Annotated in this window: 23 protein-coding genes; 16 read left to right on the forward strand and 7 right to left on the reverse strand. The window is 42.2% G+C overall.

The window, feature by feature from the left end; genetic code table 11:
• Positions 1-26: 26 nt before the first annotated feature.
• On the reverse strand, positions 27-959 hold the full coding sequence (locus J7I93_RS11815) for a manganese-dependent inorganic pyrophosphatase (protein ID WP_214726059.1): 933 nt from the start codon (positions 957-959) through the stop codon (positions 27-29).
• A gap of 184 nt (positions 960-1,143) precedes the next feature.
• Here J7I93_RS11815 and J7I93_RS11820 point away from each other — a divergent pair, with 184 nt between their 5' ends.
• Positions 1,144-1,896: a metallophosphoesterase family protein gene (locus J7I93_RS11820; RefSeq protein ID WP_214726061.1), complete on the forward strand. Its 753-nt coding sequence runs from the start codon at positions 1,144-1,146 to the stop codon at positions 1,894-1,896.
• 285 nt (positions 1,897-2,181) lie between these two features.
• On the opposite strand, the gene J7I93_RS11825 is transcribed toward J7I93_RS11820, so the two are convergent.
• The 3 genes from J7I93_RS11825 to plsY form a co-directional block, all read right to left on the reverse strand.
• Positions 2,182-3,207, reverse strand: coding sequence for an STAS domain-containing protein (locus J7I93_RS11825; protein WP_214726063.1), 1,026 nt, complete (start codon positions 3,205-3,207; stop codon positions 2,182-2,184).
• A gap of 114 nt (positions 3,208-3,321) precedes the next feature.
• Positions 3,322-3,981, reverse strand: coding sequence for a DUF421 domain-containing protein (locus J7I93_RS11830; protein ID WP_214726064.1), 660 nt, complete (start codon positions 3,979-3,981; stop codon positions 3,322-3,324).
• 116 nt (positions 3,982-4,097) lie between these two features.
• Positions 4,098-4,724, reverse strand: a complete 627-nt coding sequence (gene plsY / locus J7I93_RS11835) for a glycerol-3-phosphate 1-O-acyltransferase PlsY (protein WP_214726065.1) — start codon at positions 4,722-4,724, stop codon at positions 4,098-4,100.
• Positions 4,725-4,895: 171 nt separating this feature from the next.
• On the opposite strand from plsY, the gene J7I93_RS11840 reads away from it, so the two are divergent.
• The 7 genes from J7I93_RS11840 (at position 4,896) to J7I93_RS11870 (ending at position 12,200) form a co-directional block, all read left to right on the forward strand.
• The gene (locus tag J7I93_RS11840) at positions 4,896-5,684 is read left to right on the forward strand and encodes a class I SAM-dependent methyltransferase (protein WP_214726066.1); all 789 of its coding nucleotides are present in this window, start codon (positions 4,896-4,898) and stop codon (positions 5,682-5,684) included.
• 240 nt (positions 5,685-5,924) lie between these two features.
• Entirely contained in the window at positions 5,925-6,311 is a 387-nt protein-coding gene (locus tag J7I93_RS11845) for an anti-sigma factor family protein (RefSeq protein ID WP_214726067.1), read from the forward strand.
• A gap of 205 nt (positions 6,312-6,516) precedes the next feature.
• Entirely contained in the window at positions 6,517-6,780 is a 264-nt protein-coding gene (locus J7I93_RS11850; RefSeq protein WP_214726068.1) for a hypothetical protein, read from the forward strand.
• A 189-nt stretch (positions 6,781-6,969) separates the two neighbouring features.
• Positions 6,970-7,587 (forward strand): TetR/AcrR family transcriptional regulator, encoded by a 618-nt coding sequence (locus tag J7I93_RS11855; RefSeq protein ID WP_214726069.1) that lies wholly within the window; start codon positions 6,970-6,972, stop codon positions 7,585-7,587.
• 238 nt (positions 7,588-7,825) lie between these two features.
• The gene (locus tag J7I93_RS11860) at positions 7,826-8,761 is read left to right on the forward strand and encodes a diacylglycerol kinase (protein WP_214726070.1); all 936 of its coding nucleotides are present in this window, start codon (positions 7,826-7,828) and stop codon (positions 8,759-8,761) included.
• Between the two features lie 337 nt (positions 8,762-9,098).
• Entirely contained in the window at positions 9,099-10,478 is a 1,380-nt protein-coding gene (gene rlmD, locus J7I93_RS11865; RefSeq protein ID WP_214726071.1) for a 23S rRNA (uracil(1939)-C(5))-methyltransferase RlmD, read from the forward strand.
• A 252-nt stretch (positions 10,479-10,730) separates the two neighbouring features.
• Positions 10,731-12,200: a PAS domain-containing sensor histidine kinase gene (locus J7I93_RS11870; RefSeq protein ID WP_353050270.1), complete on the forward strand. Its 1,470-nt coding sequence runs from the start codon at positions 10,731-10,733 to the stop codon at positions 12,198-12,200.
• Between the two features lie 189 nt (positions 12,201-12,389).
• Here the strand turns inward: J7I93_RS11870 and J7I93_RS11875 are convergent, their stop codons facing one another.
• Complete coding sequence (locus J7I93_RS11875; protein WP_214726073.1) at positions 12,390-14,306, reverse strand: alkaline phosphatase family protein; 1,917 nt, start codon at positions 14,304-14,306, stop codon at positions 12,390-12,392.
• Positions 14,307-14,591: 285 nt separating this feature from the next.
• Between J7I93_RS11875 and J7I93_RS11880 the strand changes: the two genes are divergently transcribed.
• The 3 genes from J7I93_RS11880 to J7I93_RS11890 all read left to right on the forward strand — a co-directional run bounded on the left by J7I93_RS11880 (position 14,592) and on the right by J7I93_RS11890 (position 17,845).
• Entirely contained in the window at positions 14,592-15,695 is a 1,104-nt protein-coding gene (locus tag J7I93_RS11880; RefSeq protein WP_214726074.1) for an SH3 domain-containing protein, read from the forward strand.
• Between the two features lie 321 nt (positions 15,696-16,016).
• Entirely contained in the window at positions 16,017-16,673 is a 657-nt protein-coding gene (locus tag J7I93_RS11885) for a 5-bromo-4-chloroindolyl phosphate hydrolysis family protein (RefSeq protein ID WP_214726075.1), read from the forward strand.
• A complete protein-coding gene (locus J7I93_RS11890) occupies positions 16,670-17,845 on the forward strand; it encodes a toxic anion resistance protein (protein ID WP_214726076.1) in 1,176 nt (391 codons plus the stop codon). Before J7I93_RS11885 ends, J7I93_RS11890 begins: the two co-directional genes overlap by 4 nt.
• A 210-nt stretch (positions 17,846-18,055) precedes the next feature.
• Here the strand turns inward: J7I93_RS11890 and J7I93_RS11895 are convergent, their stop codons facing one another.
• Positions 18,056-19,714 (reverse strand): PAS domain-containing sensor histidine kinase, encoded by a 1,659-nt coding sequence (locus tag J7I93_RS11895; RefSeq protein WP_214726077.1) that lies wholly within the window; start codon positions 19,712-19,714, stop codon positions 18,056-18,058.
• Between the two features lie 221 nt (positions 19,715-19,935).
• Here J7I93_RS11895 and J7I93_RS11900 point away from each other — a divergent pair, with 221 nt between their 5' ends.
• From J7I93_RS11900 to J7I93_RS11910, 3 genes are all read left to right on the forward strand, one after another.
• A complete protein-coding gene (locus J7I93_RS11900; protein ID WP_214726078.1) occupies positions 19,936-20,166 on the forward strand; it encodes an excisionase family DNA-binding protein in 231 nt (76 codons plus the stop codon).
• A gap of 96 nt (positions 20,167-20,262) precedes the next feature.
• Entirely contained in the window at positions 20,263-20,823 is a 561-nt protein-coding gene (locus J7I93_RS11905) for an FAD-dependent oxidoreductase (protein ID WP_214726079.1), read from the forward strand.
• A gap of 215 nt (positions 20,824-21,038) precedes the next feature.
• Positions 21,039-22,439, forward strand: a complete 1,401-nt coding sequence (locus J7I93_RS11910; RefSeq protein WP_214726080.1) for a M20/M25/M40 family metallo-hydrolase — start codon at positions 21,039-21,041, stop codon at positions 22,437-22,439.
• A gap of 46 nt (positions 22,440-22,485) precedes the next feature.
• Here the strand turns inward: J7I93_RS11910 and J7I93_RS11915 are convergent, their stop codons facing one another.
• The gene (locus J7I93_RS11915) at positions 22,486-23,079 is read right to left on the reverse strand and encodes a CBO0543 family protein (protein ID WP_214726081.1); all 594 of its coding nucleotides are present in this window, start codon (positions 23,077-23,079) and stop codon (positions 22,486-22,488) included.
• A gap of 168 nt (positions 23,080-23,247) precedes the next feature.
• On the opposite strand from J7I93_RS11915, the gene J7I93_RS11920 reads away from it, so the two are divergent.
• Both J7I93_RS11920 and J7I93_RS11925 read left to right on the forward strand, forming a co-directional pair.
• Complete coding sequence (locus J7I93_RS11920; protein ID WP_214726082.1) at positions 23,248-24,171, forward strand: DMT family transporter; 924 nt, start codon at positions 23,248-23,250, stop codon at positions 24,169-24,171.
• Between the two features lie 368 nt (positions 24,172-24,539).
• Positions 24,540-25,217, forward strand: coding sequence for a DUF421 domain-containing protein (locus J7I93_RS11925; protein WP_214726083.1), 678 nt, complete (start codon positions 24,540-24,542; stop codon positions 25,215-25,217).
• The last annotated feature ends 35 nt before the right edge of the window (positions 25,218-25,252 follow it).

The following is a 25,252-nucleotide window of genomic DNA, read 5'->3' on the forward strand; positions in this document are numbered from 1 at the left end:
TGCCTATTGCGGCACTGCTTTTTATCTTATTTACCAGCCAATACATTTGTAAGTGGCGGTACAATTTGCTTTTTGCGTGATACAACACCTTTAAGAACGGCTTTGTTGTTTTCAAGCGTTACATGGTAGGCCTGCTCGACTGCTTTTGCTTCGTTTCCAAGAGAGATAGCAACTGAATCGTTGTTAAGGATGTCAGTTAAAACAAAAACGAATAAGTCCAGTTCTTTCTTCTTAATGGTTTCGGAAATAACAGCTTCAAGTTCAGCCTGGCGGTCTAAAACGTCATTCAGGTCAACGGCATTTACCTGTGCCACCTCTGTTTTATAGGTGCCCATTTGGAATTCCTTCGCATCAAGGGAAACTAATTCTTCAACTGTTTTTTTGCTAAGATCTGCACCTGCTTTTAGCATTTCCAATCCGTACTCTTCAGGATTTACGCCTGCGATTTCTGCAAGCTCGCGTGCTGCTGCAACATCTTGGTCCGTGCAGGTTGGAGATTTGAATAATAGGGAATCAGAAATAATGGCAGAAAGCATTAAGCCAGCAGTTTCTTTGCTGATTTCCACCCCATTTTCCTTGTACATTTTGTTGAGGATGGTTGCTGTGCAGCCAACCGGTTCCGCACGGTAATAAAGCGGATCGCTTGTTTCAAAGTTCGCGATTCGGTGATGGTCGATAACCTCAAGGATTTTTACATCCCTGATATCATCAGCACTTTGCTGGAACTCGTTATGGTCAACAAGGATGACTTCGCTTGCTTCTTTTGACACGGCCTCAACAAATCGTGGTGCTTCAGCTTTAAAGTAATCTAAAGCATATTGCGTTTCCTCATTTACTTGGCCTAGGCGGATCGGCTCTGCATCAACACCTAATTTGGTTTTTAATTCCGCATATGCAAGAGCTGAACAGATAGAATCTGTGTCTGGGTTTTTGTGTCCGAATATAAATACTTTTGACATTATCCTTACTCCTTCTATATGTAATGTTGGTATTTGCCTGCTGTTATTTTACCATATATCTAATGTAATGGCGGTACTGGGAAAAATCAAATTTTGTTCATAGTGTTGGTTCATTTTAGGAAAGGATAGAGGAAGCATGTGATTTATGGAGAAATAGATAGGTACGGTAAGGAGGAGTCAATAAATGGAGAAAGTTGCAGTGATTTCAGATATTCATGGAAATATGACGGCATTGGAGGCCGTTTTGGAAAATATCCGCGAGCGCGGAATTGATACGATCTTTTGCCTGGGGGATTTAATTGGAAAGGGTCCGAATTCCCGTAAAGCAGTTGAACGGATAAAGGAAACCTGCGAGGTGGTCCTCCTTGGCAACTGGGATGATTTTATGCAGAAGCCGCTGGATTTCGAGGAGGGCCAATGGCATCAAAAGCAGCTTGGAGAAGAAGCGTTAGCCTATTTAAGCACGCTGCCATTCCATCATGATTTTTATATGAGCGGAAAATATGTCAGGCTATATCATGCCTCAGCCAAGAGCATCTATCACCGGGTTGTGCCAATGCGCGATTCTCATGAAGAAAAGCTGGCTATGTTTGAGAATACGGAGAATATCGATGCCGGCGAAAAAGGACGGACACCGGATGTAGTGGGATATGGTGATATTCATGCTGCCCTGATTGAACCCATCCATCCGCAAAAAACGCTCTTTAATACAGGAAGCGTCGGAAATTCACTTGATATTCCGCAGGCAACCTATGCGATTCTGCATGGGAAGTACCTCTCAAAGGAGCCGGCAGCTTTCTCCATAGAAATCGTACGCATCCCTTATGATATTGAAAAAGAAATCGCGATTGCCAGAGAAATGGGGATGCCGAATCTGGAAGCTTATGCGCTTGAACTGCGTGAAGCTAAATATAGAGGAGCCCCGAAGAAGGTTTAAACTTTGGTTATATGCTTTATTTTGCTATACGCAGAGAATCCTAGGCTATACGCAGAGAAAAAAGTTTATATGCAGAGAAACCTGGTTTATATGCAGATCTTAATTGCATATTAAGCGTGCGTATATGCACATAAATAAGTTCTATCCGCAGATAAATCGGGAGTATGCGCAAATAAACGATTATTGGCCGGTTCATTCATAGTTAAAAATAAAATTTGGATAACTATTTTCTTGAATAAACAAAAAAGCTGAGTTCCTAGTGACGGATTCAGCTTTTTCATATGATTAGAATATTTTCTGGCCTTTTTTAGATAGTGCATAATAAATGCCATGCTGCAGGTTGGTGAAGCAGTTGAATTTGGAAAGATTAAAGTTTGTTTCTGTAATCTTTGTGCCAAGTTCGGGTGATATGCCGACCAGGATGGTTTCGGTGCCGATCAGGTTGGCTGCAGCAGCAAGCTTGCTTAGGAACTCAACAGTGTAGGCACTAATGGACTGGTTCAATCCTGTTAAATCAAGGATCAGGCAGTCAGCCTGGTACTTTGGGAGGCTGTGTAAGGTTTTATCAACGAGTTCCTCTGAACGAAATTCATCATATCTGCCTAGTAGCGGAACGACGACGATACCATCCAATACCGGGATTACTGGTGAAGAGATTTCTTTCACAAGCTCTTTAAGGTTTCTGGTCCGGTCTTCCACCAATTTTTCCAGCTCGCTGATTCTCATTGATTCCTCGCGTCTTGCGAGGGCATGGATATTTTCTTCCACAGTAACGGATGAAGGGAAATATTCCAAGTCTGTATAATCATGCTCGCCCAATTGGTCGGTCACTTTTTTGTACCAGAGGCTTGTTCCAAATACGGCAGAAAAGATACCGGCGAAATGTCCCGGCAGAAATGACCCGGATTCGTTTTTCCCTTGCTCTTTGTTTATTTTATATTCCCAGCTATCAACGAGCCTGACTTTGGCCGTTTTTGATTCGGGATCTACCTCGGTTATCGTAAATTTTCCCCACCCGGCTGAAGCATAGATTCTAGGGATAATATTAGCGACATCCTCTACAGGCAGATTCATGTTTTTGAAAAATTCTCCCACTACCATTCCTTGCCTGAAGCCTGTTGTTTCCAGGACAAGACTGGAAGTTTCTTTTCCGGAAATCTCTTCAATGGTATCAAAAAAACTTTTCATGGCTGATTTAATCCAGAAAAGCACTGCATCATCGCCCACGAAATTAAAGGTACCTGAGTCCAGGTCCCAATTAAAATCAAAGCCATCTATCTTTGTTTGTAAAATTAAGCCTTCGTTGGTCATACCATTACCCCCTGATATTGATATGTATATTTAAAGTAAAAATGAATTTCAATATTTGCCTTAACTCATTTCTTATACCCAATATTTTAGATGACAAACCAAAATACGATAAAATTATCTCCGTCTGTTTATATTTAGTTTTTTCGATTTCTCATTTACATACGCATACATAATATCCTTTTCATTAAGATTGTTTTCAAGGAGCTGCTCTATCAGCCATTCCTTTGTTTGGCCAAGCAATTGGAGGTTACGCTGCTGGATTCTCCCATCAACAATAACAGCAATTGGGAGGCCTTCATCCTGTATGGAAATGTTTAAGTGTTCTACTGTTACGGGTGTATTGGCTACTTTTGGGATAATGCTTACTTCACCAATTGGCTCAAGGATGGCGTAGTCCACATCTGCAATTTTCGGAAATCCCTTGCTTCTGAGGATAGAGAGAAGCTGTGACATAGAAAGGTGGGATTTCTCCAGGTTATCCTCCAGGATTTCACCTTTTTTGATCAGCATTGTAGGTTCACCAAGGAAAAAACGGTTGCCGATTTGATTTAAAGTAAGATATGAAAATAAAATATGCAGGCCAACTAGAATCGCTAAAGCCACTAGAGTAGGCAGGTATTCAGTACTAATGAGTGGCTCGGAGGCAACAGTCCCGACAATGATAATGGCAACTAAATCATAGGGGGTCATCTGGATAATGGTCGATTTACCCATCAGTCTCATGATCATGATTGTTATTAAGTAAATACTTAATATTTTTAGTATCAAGAACATATACAAGCTCCTTTAATTAATCATTATTCAAAGGATTTGCTACATCGGAGACTTTCATGTGATAAATCAAAAAAAAGGCCCGGACGCTGAATGCGGCATCAGTCTCCGGACCTTTTTTATGCGCGTTTTTTATGATCCTTCGGAGGAAGGCGGTCATCTTTTAACCGTTTATCGTTTATCTTGGGTTCTTTTTTGTCAATAAAGTTCTTAATATTGGAGCGGTGCAGAAAAATTAAAAGTAAAAGGAAAATAGAAAAGATAAGTTCATGTTTATGCCCTGGTATAAAGAGGGAATAAACCAGTAAAGAAGCACCAACCGATAGGGAGCCGTAAAATACATATTTCGTTATATAGATGACTGCAATAAACGAAATATAAGCAATCAAAAACATCCAAATGTTTGCCACAAGCAAAACGCCTGCCGTGGTGGCAATGGCTTTTCCCCCCCGGAACCCTGCGAAAATAGGATAGCAATGCCCGGCTACAGCAATCAGGCCAACCATAAGCGGATCTGCATCAGCTTGCAATAGAAAAGGCAATGCCGCAGCGAGTGCACCTTTTCCGATATCAACAAGCAAGACCACAATAGCTGCTCTTTTTCCAAGCACCCTCAGTGTATTGGTCGCACCCGGATTATTGCTCCCGTGATTTCGGATGTCGATCTGAAATGCGTACTTACCAACTAATAATGCGGTAGGAATCGATCCAATCAGATACGCTGCTAGAAAAATAAGTAACGTCATCGTATCAATCCTTTTTTATCAATATATTCAATCCTTGTTTAAATTTGTCCTTGCTTAAAAAATAAATTTTTCCGAAGCACCCTCTTTCGTTGTCATTGCATACAGTTTACCATATAATGGTTTTGTTTAAAGTGGAAATCGAAATTATTTGAATAGTTGGCGGTGAGGAATATGGCAAAAGCGAATTTCGGGCAGGCAGCAAAAAGCTATGCGAGGTCGAGAAACGATATCCCGGTGAGCTTTTTTGAAAGCTTAAACCTGCGAGGCATCTCGTTTGGAGGAAAGAAGATTGCAGACATAGGCTCTGGCACAGGAATTTTGACAAGAAAGCTGAAGCTGAGGAAGGCAGAAGTAATTGGTGTGGAACCTTCGGTGGAGATGCTTGATGAAGCCGTACGGATCAATTTGGCAAGATATGAGAATATCCCTTATTTGCACGGAACTGCAGAGGATACAGGGTTGGAGGCGAATCACTTTGATATAGTGACCGTTTTCAGAGCTTGGCACTGGTTCAATCGGGAAGCGGCCTTAAAGGAAATAAAGAGGATATTGAAGCCAAAGGGAAAATTGATAGTGGCTGATTCCGGATTTTTGCCAGGCAGCCTGGCGGTTGAAGCGGCAATTGAAGTATTGGAAGGCCATTTAGGGCAACCTCTCTTGCCAGCTGGCTCGAAGGCAGAGTCAAGGCAGCGGATTAACGGGTTCCCTGTTGAGTGGTTCTCTGAATGGCAGGAGAACGGACTTGAACTTAGAGACTTTTACAAACTGGACTATGAAGTAGTTTTCAGCAACGAGGAGTGGGTGGATCGGATTATGTCGCTATCCAATCTTGCGTGTGCGCCAGCGGAGAAAAGAGAAGAAATTTCTTCAGTTTTATTAAAAAAGCTGCACACCCTATTTGGAGAAAATGTATCTCATACCATTCCGCATGCTTGCCATGTTTGTATTTTTGAAACCTAGTAACCCTCAATTTTTGAGGGTATTTTTTTGTCTAAAAAAGTGTTGAATTGTATGATTCTCTAGATTATGATTATTTCGGCACTCAAAAAGAAAAATTTGAATTCGAAGTTATAAATAGAATAACCTTTACTTGCTGTAAAAAAATTGGCACGCGAATGAGCTACTAAATACCCAGCAGGATATAAAGGGTGCATTGCCGGTGTACGTCTTTTTAGGAAAATTGAAAGGAGATGATTTTTCATGGATCATTACTCACGAGAAGAATGGCATAAATATGTGAAAAATGAGCTGGGAGATGCTGACCGCAAAGCCTATGAAGATCATCTCTATATTTGCGACCATTGTTTGGAAGTTTACCTTGAGGCGATGGAAGAAGAGGAACATGCTCTGCCGGCAATGCCACGAGAAGACGAATTTACTAATCTTGTCATGGCACAAATTACAGTTGATAAAGTAAAAGAACCCCCTGTGCTGAATGTGGCAGAAGAACAAAAGGAAGCATTTGCCCATGGAACCTGGTTTGAACGCTGCTTTCCAATTGCATTTACCTGCCTGCTGCTCATTGGCGGGCTAGTGAAGATGCTTGAAGGCACTAAAAGCGAAGCAGAAAAGCTTGAAAAGGATTAAACTCTTAATAAGTAATTAGGAGTTTTCTTTTTTTGGCTTTGTTCATGCTCATTGCTGATATTTGCACCCTGTTGACAGAGCGGAAAACAACATGCAAATTTAACAGAGCTGTCTTCTAAAATAATTGAAAATTCTAGATAATTATTTTACAATAAAAAAGACCAATCAGTTTATTTTAAAATAATAGTCTTGAGGAGTGAGGAATGTGGGAAGAAAGCAGGTTCCGTATGAAATGCAGAAAAAGAGCAAAAGCGTCCATCTTGAGCAGTGGATTTGGGACTTGGCAGCCCAAATGCAGCCTTGCCGATCAGCAGCAATCAGGGATTTGTTTCTCGATAAAATAAAAGAAGATTTGCTGGAAGCGGGTTTGGTAAAAGAAGATTCCGCAATTACTAAGGAGCATGCCGACCTTTATATAAAAGAAATCCTAAAAGAGGATTCCTTTAACAAAAAATGTTTCTGTGGATGAGAAATTTTACGAAAAGGTTGGGTTTGTCCGTGAGGGTGCATTCCGCGGAGAGCTTTTATATGATGGGGAATACTTTGACAATTACATAATGGGCATTCTGCGCCATGAATTTAAAAGCTTCAGGTAAGCATGGACAAGAGAATGAGAAACTTAATAAAAAGTTAACTTAATTACAACGGGGGGACAAATTTGACGCCTATCGTATCCGAGGAATATAAGCGGAAAAAGAAAAAAGAGATTCTTGCCGGCGCACTTGCCTGCTTTGCCAGGAAGGGCTTCCAGGCTGCTACGATTGATGACATTGTTGCCTATTCGGGAATAAGCAAAGGCGCCATCTATAATTATTTTAAAAGCAAAGAGGATATTTATCTTGAGCTTATGAACGAGCAGACAGAAGCAACGAATGCCAGGCTTGTAGAGAGAATTTCCAACCTATCTACAGCTGAAGAAAAGCTTGAGTATCTTTTTGATTTATACAGGGAAATGAGCCCGTTTAGCCAGGAACGCAAGGATAAAATTGTGGTTCATCTCGAATTTACATTACATTCGTCCAGGGATGAAAATTTAAATCGGATTTTGAATGAAAGAGGAAAGAAGTTCTTTTTAAAACTCATAACCGATATTATGGAAGAAGGGCAGGCTGCAGGAGAATTCCGCCCGGATGCAGATCCGAATTACGTAGCCGGCATGTTTTGGACCATAATGGATGGTGCAATGCTTCATAGCGTTTTAAATAAAGAATATCCATATAGAACAGTCATTGATTATGTAAAAAGCCTTGTCCTGAAGGATCTGAAACAAGTCTAAAGGGCATAGCCTATTATTCTTTTGAGAAATAATGCTTAATCAGGATACTTTTTGCCCGGATGAGGGTATAATTCTTTTGTGCCATCTGCTACTTGTGAAAACAGGCGGAAGTGAATAGAATAGAAACCGGAGTGCAACGTAAAAATTGCTAAGTGCATGTCTATTCGCTATGATGTAAAAAGATGGAATTATATAAACGGATTAAGACAAAGTTGATTAAATAATAGGATGATGGGCTATGAAAAGAGCAAGAATTATTTATAATCCAACCTCAGGCCGTGAAATTTTTAAAAGGCATTTGGCAGAGGTTCTGCAAAAGCTGGAGGGGGCAGGCTATGAAACCTCCTGCCATGCTACAACTTGCGAGGGGGACGCGATCAAAGCAGCACGGGCAGCTGTTGAGCGCCGCTTTGATTTGGTGATTGCAGCCGGCGGCGACGGTACAATCAATGAAGTTGTAAACGGGCTAGCCGAGCAGGATTACCGTCCGCGCCTTGGGATTATCCCGACCGGGACCACAAATGATTTCGCACGGGCACTTCATATTCCAAGGGATATAGAAGCGGCGGCTGATATCATTGTCAAAGGGGATACAATCCCAGTTGATATAGGCCGAATCAATGAAAAATATTTTATTAATATTGCCGGGGGCGGAAGGCTGACAGAGCTGACCTATGAAGTGCCAAGCAAGCTAAAAACAATGATCGGCCAGCTTGCTTACTATTTAAAAGGGATTGAAATGCTTCCTTCCATCCGTTCAACTGAAGTGAGCATCGAGTTTGATGGAAAAATGTTTGAAGGGGAAGTTATGCTTTTCCTTGTGGGGCTAACAAATTCAGTAGGCGGCTTTGAAAAGCTTGCTCCTGATTCCAGCATCAATGACGGGATGTTCTCCCTGCTGATATTAAAGAAAACCAATCTAGCCGACTTTATACGGATTGCTACACTGGCAGTCCGCGGAGAGCATGTCAAAGATCCGAACGTGATCTATACTCAGGCAAACCGGATTAAGGTCCAAGCCAAAGAAAAAGTCCAGCTTAACCTGGACGGCGAATTTGGCGGGCTGCTTCCAGCCGAATTCGTCAACCTCTACAGGCATTTGGAAGTTTTTGTGCCAATTGACCAGATCCGTGAAGAAGACCGCCCGACAGATTGGGAAAGTCCGCATGAATAAGGAAGTCCGCTCTTTGGAGCGGACTTTTTGTTTTTTGGAGAAGAGGATTGCAAGAGTGGGGGCAGGCTGCGGGGGAAATTGTGAACGCTCAATAGCATAATACTCCTTGCAAATAGAACAGCGGATTCTGCAAATAAAAACGCTGAACTTGCAAATAGATTAGCGAGACTGCAAATAGAACATCTGAATTAGCAAATAGGCCTGCTAAGATCTTGGCGAGGCAAAAAAAGTCCTCCACAAACGATAGGTAGTATCCGATTTCGTATTTACTGCTCTTTTGTGATACAATCTCTCTAGTCAAAAAGGTCACGGAATTAAGCTGAAAAGGAAGAAAACAATGAACAGAACATTACCAGTTCAAAAAAATGAATATATAGATGTTACTTTTGAGGATTTGACCCATGAGGGAGCGGGGGTTGCCAAAGTAGACGGCTATCCGCTGTTTGTGCCAAACGGGCTTCCCGGCGAAAAGGCAAAGGTAAAGGTTATTAAGGTCAACAAAGGGTACGGATTCGCCCGTTTAATTGAAACGTACGAAGAAAGTCCATACCGGGTTGAGGCTCCATGTCCGATCTATAAAGAATGCGGGGGCTGCCAGCTTCAGCATTTGAGTTATGAGGGGCAGCTTCTTGCAAAAGAAAAGCAGGTCAGGGATGTGCTGACCCGGATTGGCAAGCTTGAGAATATAAAGGTTCATCCAGTCCTAGGCATGAAGGATCCGTGGCGCTACCGCAATAAAGCACAGGTGCCGATTGGCGAGCAGGAAGGCGGGCTGATCGGCGGATTTTACCAGCAGCGTACTCACCAAATCATTGATATGAAAGAATGCCTCATTCAGCAGGAAAAAAATGATGAGGTGGTCCAGAAGGTAAAGGAAATTTGCGGCCGATACGGTGTTCGTGCTTATGATGAAGGCAGGCACAAAGGTGAACTCCGCCATGTCATGACGCGCTACGGGCTTGTTACTGGTGAAGTGATGATTGTGCTGGTCACGAGAACGAACGAGCTGCCTCATAAGCAGAAGATCGTGGAAGAGATTGTCGGAAGTGTTCAAGGTGTTAAATCAGTTGTCCATAATGTGAATACAAAAAAGACGAACGTAATCATGGGCGATGTTACTAGGGTCTTGTGGGGAGAAGAAGTCATCTATGACTTCATCGGGAATATTAAATTTGCCATTTCTGCACGCTCTTTTTATCAGGTGAATCCTGAGCAAACGAAGGTATTATATGATAAAGCGCTGGAGTATGCGAACTTGAGCGGAGAAGAAAAGGTAATCGATGCGTATTGCGGAATCGGGACGATTTCCCTTTTCTTGGCTCAGAAAGCCAAAGAGGTTTTCGGTGTTGAAATCGTACCTGAAGCAATTGAGGATGCTAAGCGGAATGCAGCCCTAAACGGAATTACTAATGCCGGGTTCGCAGTTGGGAAAGCTGAAGAAGTCATTCCCGACTGGTATAAAAAGGGCAATACAGCGGATGTACTTGTTGTGGATCCGCCGAGAAAAGGCTGTGACGAAGCCCTTTTGCAAACCATCCTAAGAATGAAGCCAAAGAAGGTTGTTTATGTGTCCTGCAACCCCGGAACGCTTGCGAGGGATCTGCGCATCCTGGAGGACGGCGGATACAAGACTGTTGAAGTGCAGCCGGTTGATATGTTTCCGCAGACTATGCATTGTGAGGCGGTTGCGAAAATTGAGTGGAGAGAAGGCAGCTAACCCTAGGGGAGTTGCCTTTTTTACTGTGCATAGCAAAAAGTATTAGGGTAATGGGTATAGAAGTAGTTGAATAGTCCTGATTTCTAGTTTGATTCTTTGTTTTCTGCCACTCTACTCCTAACCTCTTCCAATTTTCACAGAGTTTTTTCCTTAAGAAACCTGGGCTTCTTAAAAATGTAGGTTTTTCCGACGATTTTCATGTTTTTTATCGTAAAATTCTGTAAAATAGATTTAATAAAGTCGGAAAATGGGGTGAGCTCATTGATAAAAGGTTTCCCGATTCTGGGGAATGATGGTGATTCGATCTATTCCAATCCTGATGAATTAATAGATTTGTTCCTGAATTGTACGGCAGATGGGGTTGCCATAATTGATATGGAAAACCGTTTTATAAGAGTAAACCATATGTACACGGTGATTTTTGGCTATACCGAAAAAGAAGTAATCGGAAAAAAGTTTACAGAATTTCAAAATCCTAACGAGGTTAAGGATATTATAAAATTGGTCAAGCTTGGAAAAGTATACAGCAATGTAATGACGCAGCGCTATCATCAGGACGGCTCGGTTTTGGATATTTCAGTGTCCTATTCTCCTTTCCGGAACTCAAAGGGCAAAATCATAGCGGTCCTCGCTATTTTCCGGGATATGACTGATTTAAAAAGCATGGAAAGAGAGTTAAGGAAAACGAGGGAGCTCTATGACTTAATTACGAAAAATACGACAGATATGATTAAGGTTTTTAAAAAGGACCAAACACTTATTTATGCATCCCCTTCACATGAAAAGGTTTTGGGCTATTCTCCAAGGGAGCTCGTTGGCAAAAACTGCTGTGACGTCATGCCGCCAGAGGAAAAAGAAAAATTTCACTGGATGTTTCAAAATCTATTGGAAACCGGTGAGCCTCAGCTGATCGAAACGAAATTATTCACATCCGGCGGCGAAACTGTTTTTGTCGAGACGAGTATTTCTCCGATTTTAAATGAAGAAGGGGAAAATGAGTTATTCGTGGCAGTAGGCAGAAATATTACCGACAGGGTCAATAACGATGCTGCGCTGCGGAATCTGGATCGCCTTTCCATTATTGGCCAGCTGGCTGCGGGCGTTGCCCATGAAATCCGAAATCCGCTCACTTCATTGAAAGGGTTTTCAAAACTTCTCCAGTCAAGTGTTAACCAGGAAAAGCAGGATGACTACTTGTCTATTATTATGGAAGAGCTTGAGAGAATTGACATGATTGTAAATGAATTTATGTCGCTGGCTAAGCCCCAGGCGATCGAGTTCGAGAAAGGAAATTTAATATCTATCCTGGAAAGCACCATTAATGTCCTACACCCGCAGGCTCTGCTTCATAATGTTCAAATCCAGCTTGACTATGTTGAAGATAACATCGTGTTACTATGTTCCCCTCACCAGCTGAAGCAGGTGTTTGTCAACTTCCTGAAAAACGCGATTGAAGCCATGCCTAATGGCGGAAATGTCCGTATTGGCGTTGAAAGAACAAATCATAAGCGTGTGAGAGTTGCTTTTTCAGATGAAGGACCAGGGATTCATGCAGATTTATTAAGCTACCTTGGAACACCATTTTACACGACAAAAGATAAGGGAATCGGTCTTGGGCTCACGGTCAGCAATAAAATCATCCAGGAGCACCATGGCTCGATGAGAATAGAAAGCCAAATTGGGGAAGGCACCACTGTGCTGGTGGAGCTCGATAGCATATAGTTATGATGTGTCTTATCTCTTTGTGGAATGGGTTATTTTATGAAGAATGGGAACCGAGTAAAAGAAGGAAAACTGCGTGTAAAGAGAGGATCCCAGCGACAAAAGAAGAGTCCGGCATCTAAATGATTGAAATGTACATTTAAAGAAAATAAACAACAAAAGGCCCTGCATCTCCGCAAGGCCTTTTCCTTATTTAAGAGTATCCTCGGGCACTTCACCTTCAAGAAAGTCAGGGCGAGGAATGCCTAAAATTTTATACACAGTTGGGGCGATATCAAGTGTAGTAATCGAACCGGTTTTTTCGTCCTTTTTGAACGAAGGACCTTGGGCGATGAATACCGCTTTAAGCTCTTTTCGATCAGGGTCGCTTCCGTGGCTGCCAAGCTCTATTACAGGAAGTTCGGCTTTCGTTAGCCCGCTGCCCATCATAAAGCCCTTGGCTCCAAGCAGGAGGATTTCGCCTTCGTTGGGATGGTCTTTTTCTTGTTCACTTCCATCGGCAACTTGATAGGGATGTTCCTTTTTGCGCAATAAATAATTGAAAAATTGCCTTGTTTTTTGGTCAAAGTCGCTAAAGCGCTTTTGCAGGAGGGTATCGCCCATTTCAACAAAATACTGCTTGAGTGCTGCTTTTTTAAACTCAGGTTTTATTTGATACGTGCTAAAAAGATTTTCAACTTCCCTGGTTACCTTTTCCTTTTCTGGTTCAGAGAGGTCTTTATTAATATAAATCTGTGCAGCGGATCCGCTGGCAACAGCGATAGCTTTTGATTTCTCTGCATCAACCTTTCCTTCCTTATCGGTCTTCAGGTGGCCTGCTTCTTTTAATAACGTGTTTGGGGCCAGGATCGTGTGTACTGGCTCCATTCCGTGATCTGAAACAATCAGCAGGTGGTCATTTTTATTTAAGCTGTCCATTGTTCTCCCGACCACGTCATCAGCAAGCTTATAGGACCATTCAATATATTTCATATGCTTCTTTGACCTTTCCTCTGTATATTCTGGCTGTCTTGGATCTGTCAGGAGGAAATGGTGTGATTCATGGTCAATTTGCGGTGCGTAGAACATCAGCAAGTCGGGCTGGTATTTTTCTTTTATATGAAGAGAGACATCTGTCGTCCAGCTGGCAAAGCGGGAACTGATTTCTTCATATTCCTCTCTTGAAATCCAGCCTTTCCTAAAAGCCTTTGTATCATCCTGGACAGGAAAGAAACCGTATTCCGAGCTGATTTCTTCTTTGAAGCCTGCTGGTCCTTTAATGAGGGCTGAAGTGACAGCCGTCCGGTAAATGCTTGCCTTTTCGAGAGCTGGATCTGCCTTCAGTTTAAACCAGAAGCCTGCCGATTTGCGATCTACCTTCACAGGGAAGGAACCCCATTCATTGGCTTTTACTGCAGAATCATCCTGAGAAGCAGAACGATTATGTGAAAGAATAAAACGGTCATAATTTGTTTTGCCATCATCTGTTGTGTCCATTGCCAAAATATTGATTTCTCTATTTTTGGCTTTTTGCAGGGACAGCTTCATTTTCGCTTCTTTTATAGGACTAAAGCTTTTTTCAGTGTGTTTCCCGCCGTCAGTAATTATGAAGTTTAGCTTGTCCAATGAGCTTTCTGCCCAAGTTTCACCGTAATAGACTGCGTAATCTGCCTGCGAACCGGCATTAGGGTTTGACCCGGGAAACAGGACAGTAGCTGTTGTTTTGCCGTTCTTTTTGGCTTCCTTCCAAAGCGGGCTCTTATCAAGAGGCTGGTGAAAGGCACTCTCTCCGTTTGCCAATTCCTTGTGTGGATCCTGCCACTTATTGCTGACCATGCCGGTTTCGGAAGGAGCTGCACCCGTTGCAATTGCCGCATGGGAGGGAGCAGTTAGTGATGGGGTAACAGTCTTGGAGTCTTTGGCAGCTACTCCATTTTTCATAAGAGACTCGATATGAGGAAGGTTACCGTCCTTCACATATTTCTTTGTCAGATCGTTGCGCATACCATCAAAGGAAATCAAAATAACCTTGTTATTCTGATCCTTAGTTTGTGACGCAAAACCTGTAGCTGGAGAAACAATGGAACCAATAAAAAAAATGATTATATAAAAATAGTGCTTTTTCATTATGTTTTCCTCCGTGATGTATGAAAATTGGTACAAGAGTGTATTCCCTATTAATCTCCCATTTAAACAAAGGTTGAATGATCCCCTTTCATCTATGCACATCATATGTCAATTTTTTTGAATAAAGAGGGTGTATCTTCGGATGCCGATTTTCCTGCATTTATGAAACTAGTTAATCCTTTAGATTCAATAAAATTTTTCCAGTCCCAAAGAGGTAGACTAGCTGTATCTTAACCTATATTTTTAAAATAGTTCGTAAATTCGACATTGTTTGGAGGAGAGAATATGAATAGATTGAAAGGTCGGCCTGGAAAAAGGGCACTATTAAAGGGATCAGTTGCTGCTGCTATTTTGACAGGAGGGGTGTTTTCACCATTGGCTCCATTAAGTTCTAATCAAAGCATGGCAGAAGCAGCTTCTTCAACTTACATCGTTGATGCAACCAATCTTAATGTCCGTTTGGGACCCGGAACAGATTATGAACGGGTAGGAAGCTTGCCTCAAGGCAGCAGTATTCAGGTAATACAGAGGCTGGATAACGGGTGGTACAAGATTACATACAAAGGCCAAACAGGCTATGTCAGCGGCCAATTCGTGAAAACGAATGATAAGCTCTACCGGGTGGATGCAACCGCTTTGAATGTCCGCAAGGGTCCAGGATTGAATTACAGTAAAATCGGCCTCTTGAAGAATGGATCGGTATTGAGCGTTATACATAAGGAAAGCAATGGCTGGTATAAAATTTCATATAATGGCACTTCAGGCTATGTGAGCGGCGAATATGTGACTATAAGTGACACCCGAGTAGCCAAGCTAAATGTCCCGCTTATTGCACAGCGGCCTGAATTGCCAAGCGGCTGTGAAGTGACGTCACTAGCCATGGCGTTAAAATATTACGGTGTAAATATCAGGAAAACTACTCTTGCGAAACAAATGCCTTATGATTCAACTGAGTTAGTGAGAAATACAGACGGATCTATTAAAACTTGGGGAGATCCGGATATCGGGTTTGTTGGAACTCCTTTTGGGAATGGCCACACGATAAACCCGGGACCACTGAAAAAATTACTGGATCAGTACCGTCCAGGCGGAGTGAATATGACAGGAAAAGATTTTTCGGAAATAGAAAAGCATGTTTCTCAAGGCAGCCCCGTGCTGGCATGGTTTACGATCAGCCATGAAATGCCTAATAAAAGAAGCTGGAAAACGCCTGCGGGAAAAACCATTAGTGCCCCGACTCCATTGCACTGTATTGTTGTAACCGGAGTGGATGCTGACTATGTTTATTTTAATGATAGCGAAGCAGTCAAAAAAGACGTGAAAATGCCAAAAGACAAGTTTATTAAAATTTATAATGCTATGGGCAAGCGCGCATTGGCAGTCAAATAGCAAGGCAGCTGCTCAAATTCATGGATAAAATCTTATATAGCTATAAAAGCATTTGCGGGTTTCGGGGCAAATGCTTTTTTATATAGGAAAAACGAAGTAAATACGTCTCAGGTCTTAGATGTCTTTACTTACGTGGTCTATGGCGGGGAGGCGGGGTTTTTTGTATCTTTATACTTGAGAAGTTTTTTAAAAGTGTTTTAATAGGTTTAAGGGCAGGTGCCTGATTTTGGTGAAAGATGCTGTAATTATGTCTGTGGATGAAACTTTATGTTTGCAAGGAACGTATAAATAAGTAGGACTATGAGTCAGGAGTCGATAGAGATGAATTCTTTTTTAGCGTTTGCTTTCCGCATGCTGACGGCGTTTCCGTTGTCGGTCAGTGTTTGGCTGGTAAGTTATTTTGCTTTTGATCAAACCTTTCTCTTGTCAGGTGTATATGGTGTCGGAACCGGACTTCTCACATATTGGGCAGGCGGAGTGATTCAGCGGCACCGATTCTTAAAAAAGCATGGATTGACGAGAAGGGAATACCAATATATAAAGAGAAACCTTGATGAAGCGAAGCGAAAGTTAACCCGTTTGCATAAGGCGATGTTTTCGATTCGCCATTTCCCAACCCTTAAGCAGCGGATGGAGTTCATGAGAGTAACGAGAAGGATCTATAGGCTGACAAGAAAGGAACCGAAGCGCTTTTACCAGGCGGAGCAATTTTATTTTTCACATCTTGATTCCGCAGTGGAATTGGCAGAAAAATATGTTTTTCTGTCGTCTCAGCCTAAAAAGACACGTGAATTGAATCAGTCGCTTGAAGAAACCCGCCGTACACTTGATGCGCTGACCCATCATGTGGAGGAGGACCTTCATCGGGTTATAGAGGAAGATATTGATCAGCTTAACTTTGAAATTGATGTTGCCAAGAATTCTATTGAAAAGATAAAAGATTCGAGAATTCAAGATGAAAGCAGGAGATTAAAATGACTGAAGAAAATTCTCCCCTGTTAAAAAATACAAATAATGCGAACTTGGTGGATGACCTGCTGGCTGACCCATTTGGGGAAAAGGAGGAGCTTGCCTCAGCCCCGTCCCGGGAGGAAAAGCGGACAAGGCTGATTGATGTCATACCAGAAGAAAATCGGGAAAAGGCCTTTCAGCTTGCCAGGCAAATAGACCCGGCCAATCATCAGGCGATGATTTCTTATGGAACGCCGGCCCAGTCAAAGCTATTATCTTTTTCCCATACGATGCTGGAGCATGTTCAAAAAAAGGACGTCGGCGAAGTAGGGGAAATTATTAATGACTTAATGAAGAAATTTAATGATGTAAACCCTGACGAACTAAAGCCAGAGAAAGCCTCTTTTTTTGCACGGATGTTTGGAAAGCTTTCTGGCTCTGTTCAGGAAGTGCTTTCCAAGTACCAGAAAACAGGAGCCCAGATTGACCGGATCAGCGTAAAGCTTGAGCGCAGCAAAAACCTCTTGCTTTCCGATATAGTCATGCTTGATAAGCTCTATGAAAATAATAAAGAGTATTTCCATGCTTTGAATGTGTATATTGCGGCAGGGGAGCTCAAGCTTGAAGAACTCCATGAAAAAACGATTCCGGAGCTTAAGAAAAAGGCAGAGGAAACAAAAGACCAGATGAAGTTCCAGGAAGTAAACGATATGATTCAGTTTGCCGACCGCCTGGATAAGCGTCTTTATGACTTGAAGCTAAGCCGTGAAATCACGATTCAAAGTGCTCCGCAAATCCGCCTGATTCAGAACACGAACCAGGCATTGGTGGAAAAGATTCAATCGTCGATCATGACGTCCATTCCGCTTTGGAAGAACCAGGTGGCGATCGCGTTGACACTGCTCCGGCAGCGCCATGCGGTAGAAGCCCAGAAGAAGGTTTCAAAAACAACGAATGACCTTCTTTTGAAAAATGCTGAAATGCTGAAAATGAATACAATTGAGACGGCGCGTGAGAATGAACGCGGCATTGTAGATATTGAAACATTAAAGAAAACACAGGAGAACCTCATTTCCACTCTTGAAGAGACTTTGAGGATTCAGGAAGAAGGCCGGAACAAACGCCGCCAGGCTGAGCATGATCTCGCCAACATGGAAAGTGATTTAAGGCAGAAGCTGCTGGAGATTAAGGGGAACTAGCGGCTGCAGCCAGGGTGGCAATTTTACGATTCGTCGACATACCGTCCAAATTCGTTGATATAGTGATTTTTTCGTTGATAAAATGGAATTTCCCTCTGATTACATCGCGGATTTCCTTGTTAAAGCCAACGTCAACAACATTTTGGCTTAATAAATATTAAAAAGAGCGATTTTCAATCAAACGTTTGATTGAAATCGCTCTTTTCATGTCTAGATTGTCAATTCTGCTTCCGTAATGGGAGTTTGCTTTTTGACAGGCAGTTTAATGACTGCTTCGGTTCCTTTGCTTTTTTCACTATTGAAATGAATGGAGCCGTTGTGGGATTCAACAATTTTGAAGCTGACAGTAAGACCGAGGCCGGTTCCTTTTTCCTTGGAGGAGTAGAAAGGTTCACCGATTCGGTTAAGCCGTTCTTCTGACATTCCGCATCCATCGTCCTTTACAAGAATGGTAACCTGGTCATCATCAGACATGAGGGTTATGACCACCTTGCCGCCTTCATTAGAAGCCTCAATAGCATTTTTAATAATATTTATAAAGAGCTGTTTTAACTGGTTTGGTTCGCATTCAATCATGAATACATCGGATTTTAACAAAAATTCAATTTCAACGCTATGCATGCTGGCTTCTGTTTTTAGAAGTGAAATAACATTAAACAGAATGGTCTGGATGTCTGCTTTTGTAAAGCAAATATCCTGCGGCTTAGCCAGCAGCAGCAGCTCGCCGACAATATGATTAATCCGATCCAGCTCTTCCTGCATGATCTGATAATAGAATTGATGCTTTTCATCCTCCAGCTGCATTAGCTGCACAAAGCCTTTTAAGGATGTCAGCGGGTTTCTGATTTCATGGGCAACACTTGCAGACAGCTCGCCAACAACGGAAAGTTTTTCGGTCCGGCGCAATCTTTCCTCTGCCTGCCGGAGCTTTGTCACATCCTTTCCATAGCCGATTATTCCTCCAATTTGCCCGTTAACGATAATCGGCAGGGCAGTGCATTGTAACGTTATTTGGCCGCCGTTCTTATGCATAAATTCAAATTCACATGTTCTTGGCTTTTTATATTGGAGGATGGATGTGAAGTCTTCTTTCACTTTCCCTTTATAACGGTCAGGTGAAATATCATAAATATTCTTTCCAAGCGTTTCCTCAGGGCTATAGCCTGTCACAGCCTTAAATTGAGGATTCACCTTCATAATCGTTCCATCAAGGTCGGTCATATAAACAATCTCTGTATTGTATTCAAACAATGATTTGTATTGCTGCTGGCTTTCTTCGAGCAATGTTTCCACTTGTTTTCTTTCCGTGATATCACGTCCGATAATCACGAGGCCTTTCCTTGTTCCGTCTGAATGGAAAAGGGGAACCTTAATCGTGTCAAAGGTCTTTACTGTCCCATCGGGCAAGGGAATGACTTCTTCCAGGCGGGTGATTTTCCCGTTTTTCCATGCCTCTTCATCTGACGCTTCACAGTACCGAAGTGCGTCAGCGTAAAAATCTGTATACTCAGCCAATTCCGAGTCCTTTTTTCCTTTATAGTCAACCTTCTCAAGGTTGAATAACTTCAGGCCAAATTCATTGGATTCAATCCAGCGGCCTTCTCCATCTTTGAAATTTACAAAGTCCACCATGGAATTGATTAAAGTGGACAGCCGCTTTTCATCTTCCCTTGAAGCACTAAGTTCTTCTCTTTTGCTCATAAAGTAATAGAGCAGCCATCCTGTAACCAGAATGTACAGAAATTCTTTACCCCTTTTAAGGTAATAAGCAAGAGAAGAAGGTTCAAGCATGTCTAAGAGATAATTAGTTCCAAATACCCAGATAAGGCTGATGACGATATATAAGCCCAATAGCCTTTTTTTATCCATAGCTTGTTTTCCTCCTGTTCTCTATTTGGCTGAAAGGAGGGCTGGAATTCAGTCAAATAAGTATTTTTTTATTCCTCCATAATAGCTGTATAATAAAAGTGCATAAAATGCGTGAAATCGTATTAACATTTACTATTCTATCTGATTTTAGTAGAGTCATCTAGTGCCAGTAAATTGGAAGATGAAAATAATAGACCGAAAATAAAGAAGGAATGATTAACATGTACCTTACCATTAAAGAAACCGCAGAGTTTTTATCCTATCCGGAAGCATATGTAGAGAGCCTAATTCAGCAAAAAAAAATCCGTGCAATTCATGACGGGGAGCAATATTTGATCTATAAGGAGCAGTTTAACACCCATTTAAAGCAAATGGAGAAATATAAGGATCTTGTTGAAGAGATTTTAAATGAACCTATACCGGAGGACCGTGATATTAAGGATGAGGATTGAATATGGACAATTTTATCTCCAAACACATTATTTTACAATTATTATTAATTTAGATAAACTTTAAGGTAGATAATGTTTAAAGGAGGAAGTGCTGAGATGTATGATATTTTAGTTGTCGGAGCTGGTCCTGCTGGTGCAAGTGCTGCGCTTTTTGCCGCAAAAGCGGGGAAGAAGGTTGCTGTTCTTGATAATGATAAAAGCATTACAAAGCGTGCCTGGGTAGAAAACCATTATGGCATCATGGAAATTACAGGCCCTGAACTGGTGGAAACGGGCAAAAAGCAGGCGGAGAAATTTGGAGCGGAGATCGCAGAGGCTACGGTTGAAAACATCGAGAAAGCAGATGGTGGCTATACGGTTACAGCTGGGGACAACACATATTCTGCGAAGCATGTGATTATTGCGACTGGGCTTCTTACAGATCTTGCAGAAAAAGTCGGTTTAAAAACAAAACCGGGCACAGAGCCGCGCATTAAGACGGTATTGGATGTAGATGCAGACGGCAAAACCAATATGGACGGCATTTGGGCGGCTGGAACGATTGCCGGAGTTAGCGTTCATACAATTATTACAGCAGGCGACGGTGCAAAGGTAGCGATTAACGTGATTAGTGAATTAAACGGCGAGCGCTATGTGGATCATGATTTGATGAAGTAAAAGTTGAAAAAGAAAGATGGCCATCATTCCACTTCGGAATGGTGGCCTTTTTATGTGTATTTTTATGCCTATTATAAAATTACTGTATTTTACATTTAATCCAATAAATAGAATAAATGACCTATGGGATTCTAGTCTCTTCTACCCTTATAAGAGTTTTCTAAACATTATAAAATTTAATAGGCGAACTCTATTAATCTATTGGGAGGTATTCGATGAAAAAACCAATTTTAACAGTGGCATTGGCTTCAACTTTAGCATTTGGTGCGTTTGGAGCACAAGCAACACTAGCAAAACCGGCAGAGGTAAATCAGGTTCAGCCCGTAAAAGTATTTGATCATAAGGTCATTGAAAAGATTAATGTAGAGAATATCTATAAAAATATTGACTATCTTTCGCAAACCCCCCGTGTAGCGGGAACGGAATCAGAAGATAACGCAGTGCAGTATATTAAGGAGCAGTTTGAATCCTACGGATATGAAACAGAAATCCAGCCATTCACTTTCTATGGCTATACGCCTCCAAGTAATATGGAGTTAACAGTTGATGACTATGATGGTGAGCTGCAGCCGAGTTCATTTACATATTCAGTAAATGGGGATGTGACCGGTGAACTGGCATATGCAGGCTTGGGAACTGCTGAGGAGCTTGAAGGCATGGATTTGACTGGAAAAATAGCCCTTATTAAGCGTGGCGAGCTTTCCTTTGCTGAAAAAGTATTGAATGCAGCGGAGAAAGGCGCGGCAGGCGTGATTATTTTCAACAATGCAGATGGAGCATTGAATGGAACGCTTGGTTCTCATAACGATGACTATGTTCCGGCATTGGCTTTGTCAAAGGAAGAGGGGGAAGCGCTTCTGGCCTTGCATAATAGCGGTGAAACCTTGACTGCTTCTATAAAAATTGAAGGGGCAGAGGCGGGTGAAAAAGTTTCCCATAATGTCATTGCAACCAAACAGCCTACGAATAAAACGAAGTCAACAGATGAAATCATTGTCGTCGGATCTCACCATGACTCCGTGGCAGGAGCACCTGGTGCGAATGATGATGCTTCTGGTACAGCGATGACATTGGAACTGGCGCGCGTATTCAAGGATCTTCCGACTGATACGGAAATTCGGTTTGCCACGTTCGGTGCAGAAGAACTGGGCTTACTTGGCTCTTATCATTATGTAGATAGCCTTTCCGAGGACGAAATTAGCAGAACTGTCGCGAATTTTAACCTCGACATGGTAGGAAGCAGGGATGCAGGCGATCTTGTTATGTGGACGTTAGATGGACAGGAAAACCTAGTGACAGAGCTTTCCCAGGCTTCCAGTGAAAGACTGAATGGAGAACAGCCGCAAGTCTACCAGGGCGGTCGAAGTGACCATGTACCATTTGCGGAAGCAGGAATTCCAGCTGCTTTATTTATTCACAGCCCAACGGAGCCGTGGTACCATTCACCGGATGACTCCATCGGTAAGATAAGCAAAGAGAAGCTTCAGGAAGTGGCCGAAATCGTGGGCGCAGCTATTTATGAACAGGCGCGTTTTGATCGTATGGGTCCTAAGCCAAAAAAGACTCCTAAAGTAAAAGCTTCACCAGAAATGATTCATGAGCAGGACGTAAAATAATAAAAAGAGCAGGCGTCTCCTGGTGAACGGGGGCGGCTGCTCTTTTTTATTCTCCTGCTGCTCCCGGTTTTCTTTTTGATTCCCTTCTTTGCATCCACTGAAAAATCCTGGTCAGCCAATAAGCCATCAGGAACAGAATAATATAAATGAAAAAAATATAAATGTAATTAACCCACTTATATTTCTCAAATAAACCATGAGCAACTAATAACGGCTTAAAGCCAAAGCCAAATGCAAGTGCTGTCAGGAAGGCATAGAGATAATAATTTTTTTTGTGTTTCAAGGTCCATTGGTAGACAAGCATAATGAAGACAGGGATAATGGCAGCATCCAAAGAAAAGCTGGGTATAAAGGGAAGAAGCTGATAAGGGTAGCCCCATAGGCCAAAGCGGATTCCCGCTGCATCAACATAGGCAAATAAAATGTGAACAGCAAATCCAAAAAAACCGATTTGAAAAATATGCTTGCGATCAATTTTAAAATAAACAAGGATTAAGGGGCCAATCAGCAGAACGGCTACAGTCCAAAACTGCCAGGTGCCAAGGTGCGAATATATTTCCCAATACTCGATACTCTGCGATGCCAGTTCCTCTTGCAAAGATACGAGCTTCTGAAAAAATTTTTCCTGCTTGGGTGTCAAAAAAGATCCCTCCCTGCAAATCTGCTGAAGTTTATTTTGTCCCCTGGGATATTTTTTCATGCGAACTAATATAATCTCTTTGGAGCTTTAAAAGGCCAAAGTAATTTGAATTGTGATAAAATGGAAGTCAAATTATAAACGCGGATTTTACAGAAAGAAGGATCGTAAGTGAAAAACCTGCAAACTTATTTTATTCTCACTTTGATTATGGTCACATGGGGATTGAATGTCAGCATTATTAAAATTCTTGTCAGTTATTTTCCGCCAGTCACGATCACATCCTTGCGAATAATGGCAGCTGGTTTAAGTGTATTTATCATATTGGGCGTTATGGGAAAAGTGAGAAAGCCGAGTTTCAGGGAAATGATATTTATTGTGTTCGGAGGACTTCTCAGCGTCGTCAGCCATCATCTTCTATTGGCAATTGGGCTGACTGAGACGAGTGCAGTAAATGGAGGGCTTATTTTAGGTGCAGGCCCGCTTTTGACGGCCATTTTGTCCTCGGTCCTGCTGCGCAATAAACCCACGGGGATTCAGGTGCTTGGATTCCTGCTCGGAGGAGCGGGTGTTACGTTTATTGTGCTTTCAGGCAATAGAGGAGTATCGAACTTATCGCATGGAGATTTTTATGTGTTCTTATCGATTCTTTCACAAGCTCTTAGTTTTATTGTGATAAGCAAGGCTACGAAGACATTGGATCCACGGCTGCTGACCGGCTATATGCTGGTATTTGGCGGAGTGATTTTGTTTGTGCTTGGAAACTTTATGGAACCTGGCGGGGTGAAGGGCATGTCCGAAGCTCCGTTATCAGTATGGGCTGCTTTTGCAGTATCTGCTGTAGTGGCAACGGCTGTTGGCCATATGGTTTATAACACAGCCATCAGTAAAATCGGACCAGCGGAAGCGAGCATTTTTCTGAACCTGAATACGTTTTTTTCCTTAGCAGGTTCTGCACTGATTCTTGGCGAGGTCATCACCGTCAACCATATGCTGGGCCTTATCCTGATCGTTGCCGGTGTTTTATTCGGATCGGGGGCTTTGGAGGAATTGGTTATAAGACAACGCCGGAAACGCCATTCCCATCATATGTAAAAGAAAAGCAAGGGCTCGCGCCTTTGCTTTTTTTTTGAAAAGGCTCTTCTCTAAAAGATTGTTGTTTTTAAATGAAATTTTGTAAATGAAAAATTGATAAATAAGGTTGGTTGATTGGAGCGGAAGGTGCGAGACTCCTGCGGGAGGAGTGGGACAGGTGAGACCCCACAGGCGCTGCGCGCCGAGGAGGCTCACCGCCCACCCCGCGGAAAGCGAGCATCCTGGAGCGATAATCAACCTCTCTACAATACCCGTTTAAAAAGCAACAAAGTTTGCGAAAACAGCTTTTGAAAAAAGTGGAACTCGGAATTATGTATGTGAGGAGGAAAAAGGGGAATAGAGAGGCTATAAAGAGAGGAGGAGCTTTTATGTACTTATCTATAACCATAAAAATGGTAGTTGGATTAGTATCACTATTAACTGTAACCCGTCTTCTTGGGAAAAAGGAGCTTTCACAGGTTACTCCATTTGATTTCGTCTATGCGGTTGTCCTTGGAGGAATCATTGAGGAAACCATTTATGATGATAAAGTAACTCCGCTTGAAGTTGCCTATTCGGCTTTACTGTGGGGTGGACTTATTTATATCATAGAAATCCTGGCGAAAAAGAAGAATTTTTTCAGATCCATTTTAAAAGGAAGCGAGTCAATTATCGTTAAAAACGGCAAGCTGAATGTGAAGGAAATGCAGAAGAATCATCTTGAAATGGAACAGCTGCGGACCATGCTGCGGCAAAAAGGGATTTTCAGCATGAATGAAGTGAAATATGCCTATCTTGAGACAAATGGCGGCTTAAGTGTTATGAGGTATCGAAAGGAGGATCCTGTTACCCCTGGAATGATGGAGATGGAAGTGGAGGATAAAGAGCCTTCCATCTTATTGATTGATGAAGGGGAAGTCGTGGAATCTGGCCTTAAGATGGTTGGAAAAGATGGGGGATGGCTAAAGGAATCGATCAGGAAGGAAGGGTTTAACGTTATTAAGGAGATTTTCTGTGCCGAGTGGTCAGAGGAAGAAGGGTTTTATATCGTGACATATAAAAAATAAAAGGCCATGCAGCTCTGCAAGGCCTTTTAGTGTAA

Source organism: Bacillus sp. ISL-47, assembly GCF_018613175.1.
Taxonomy (GTDB): domain Bacteria; phylum Bacillota; class Bacilli; order Bacillales; family Cytobacillaceae; genus Cytobacillus.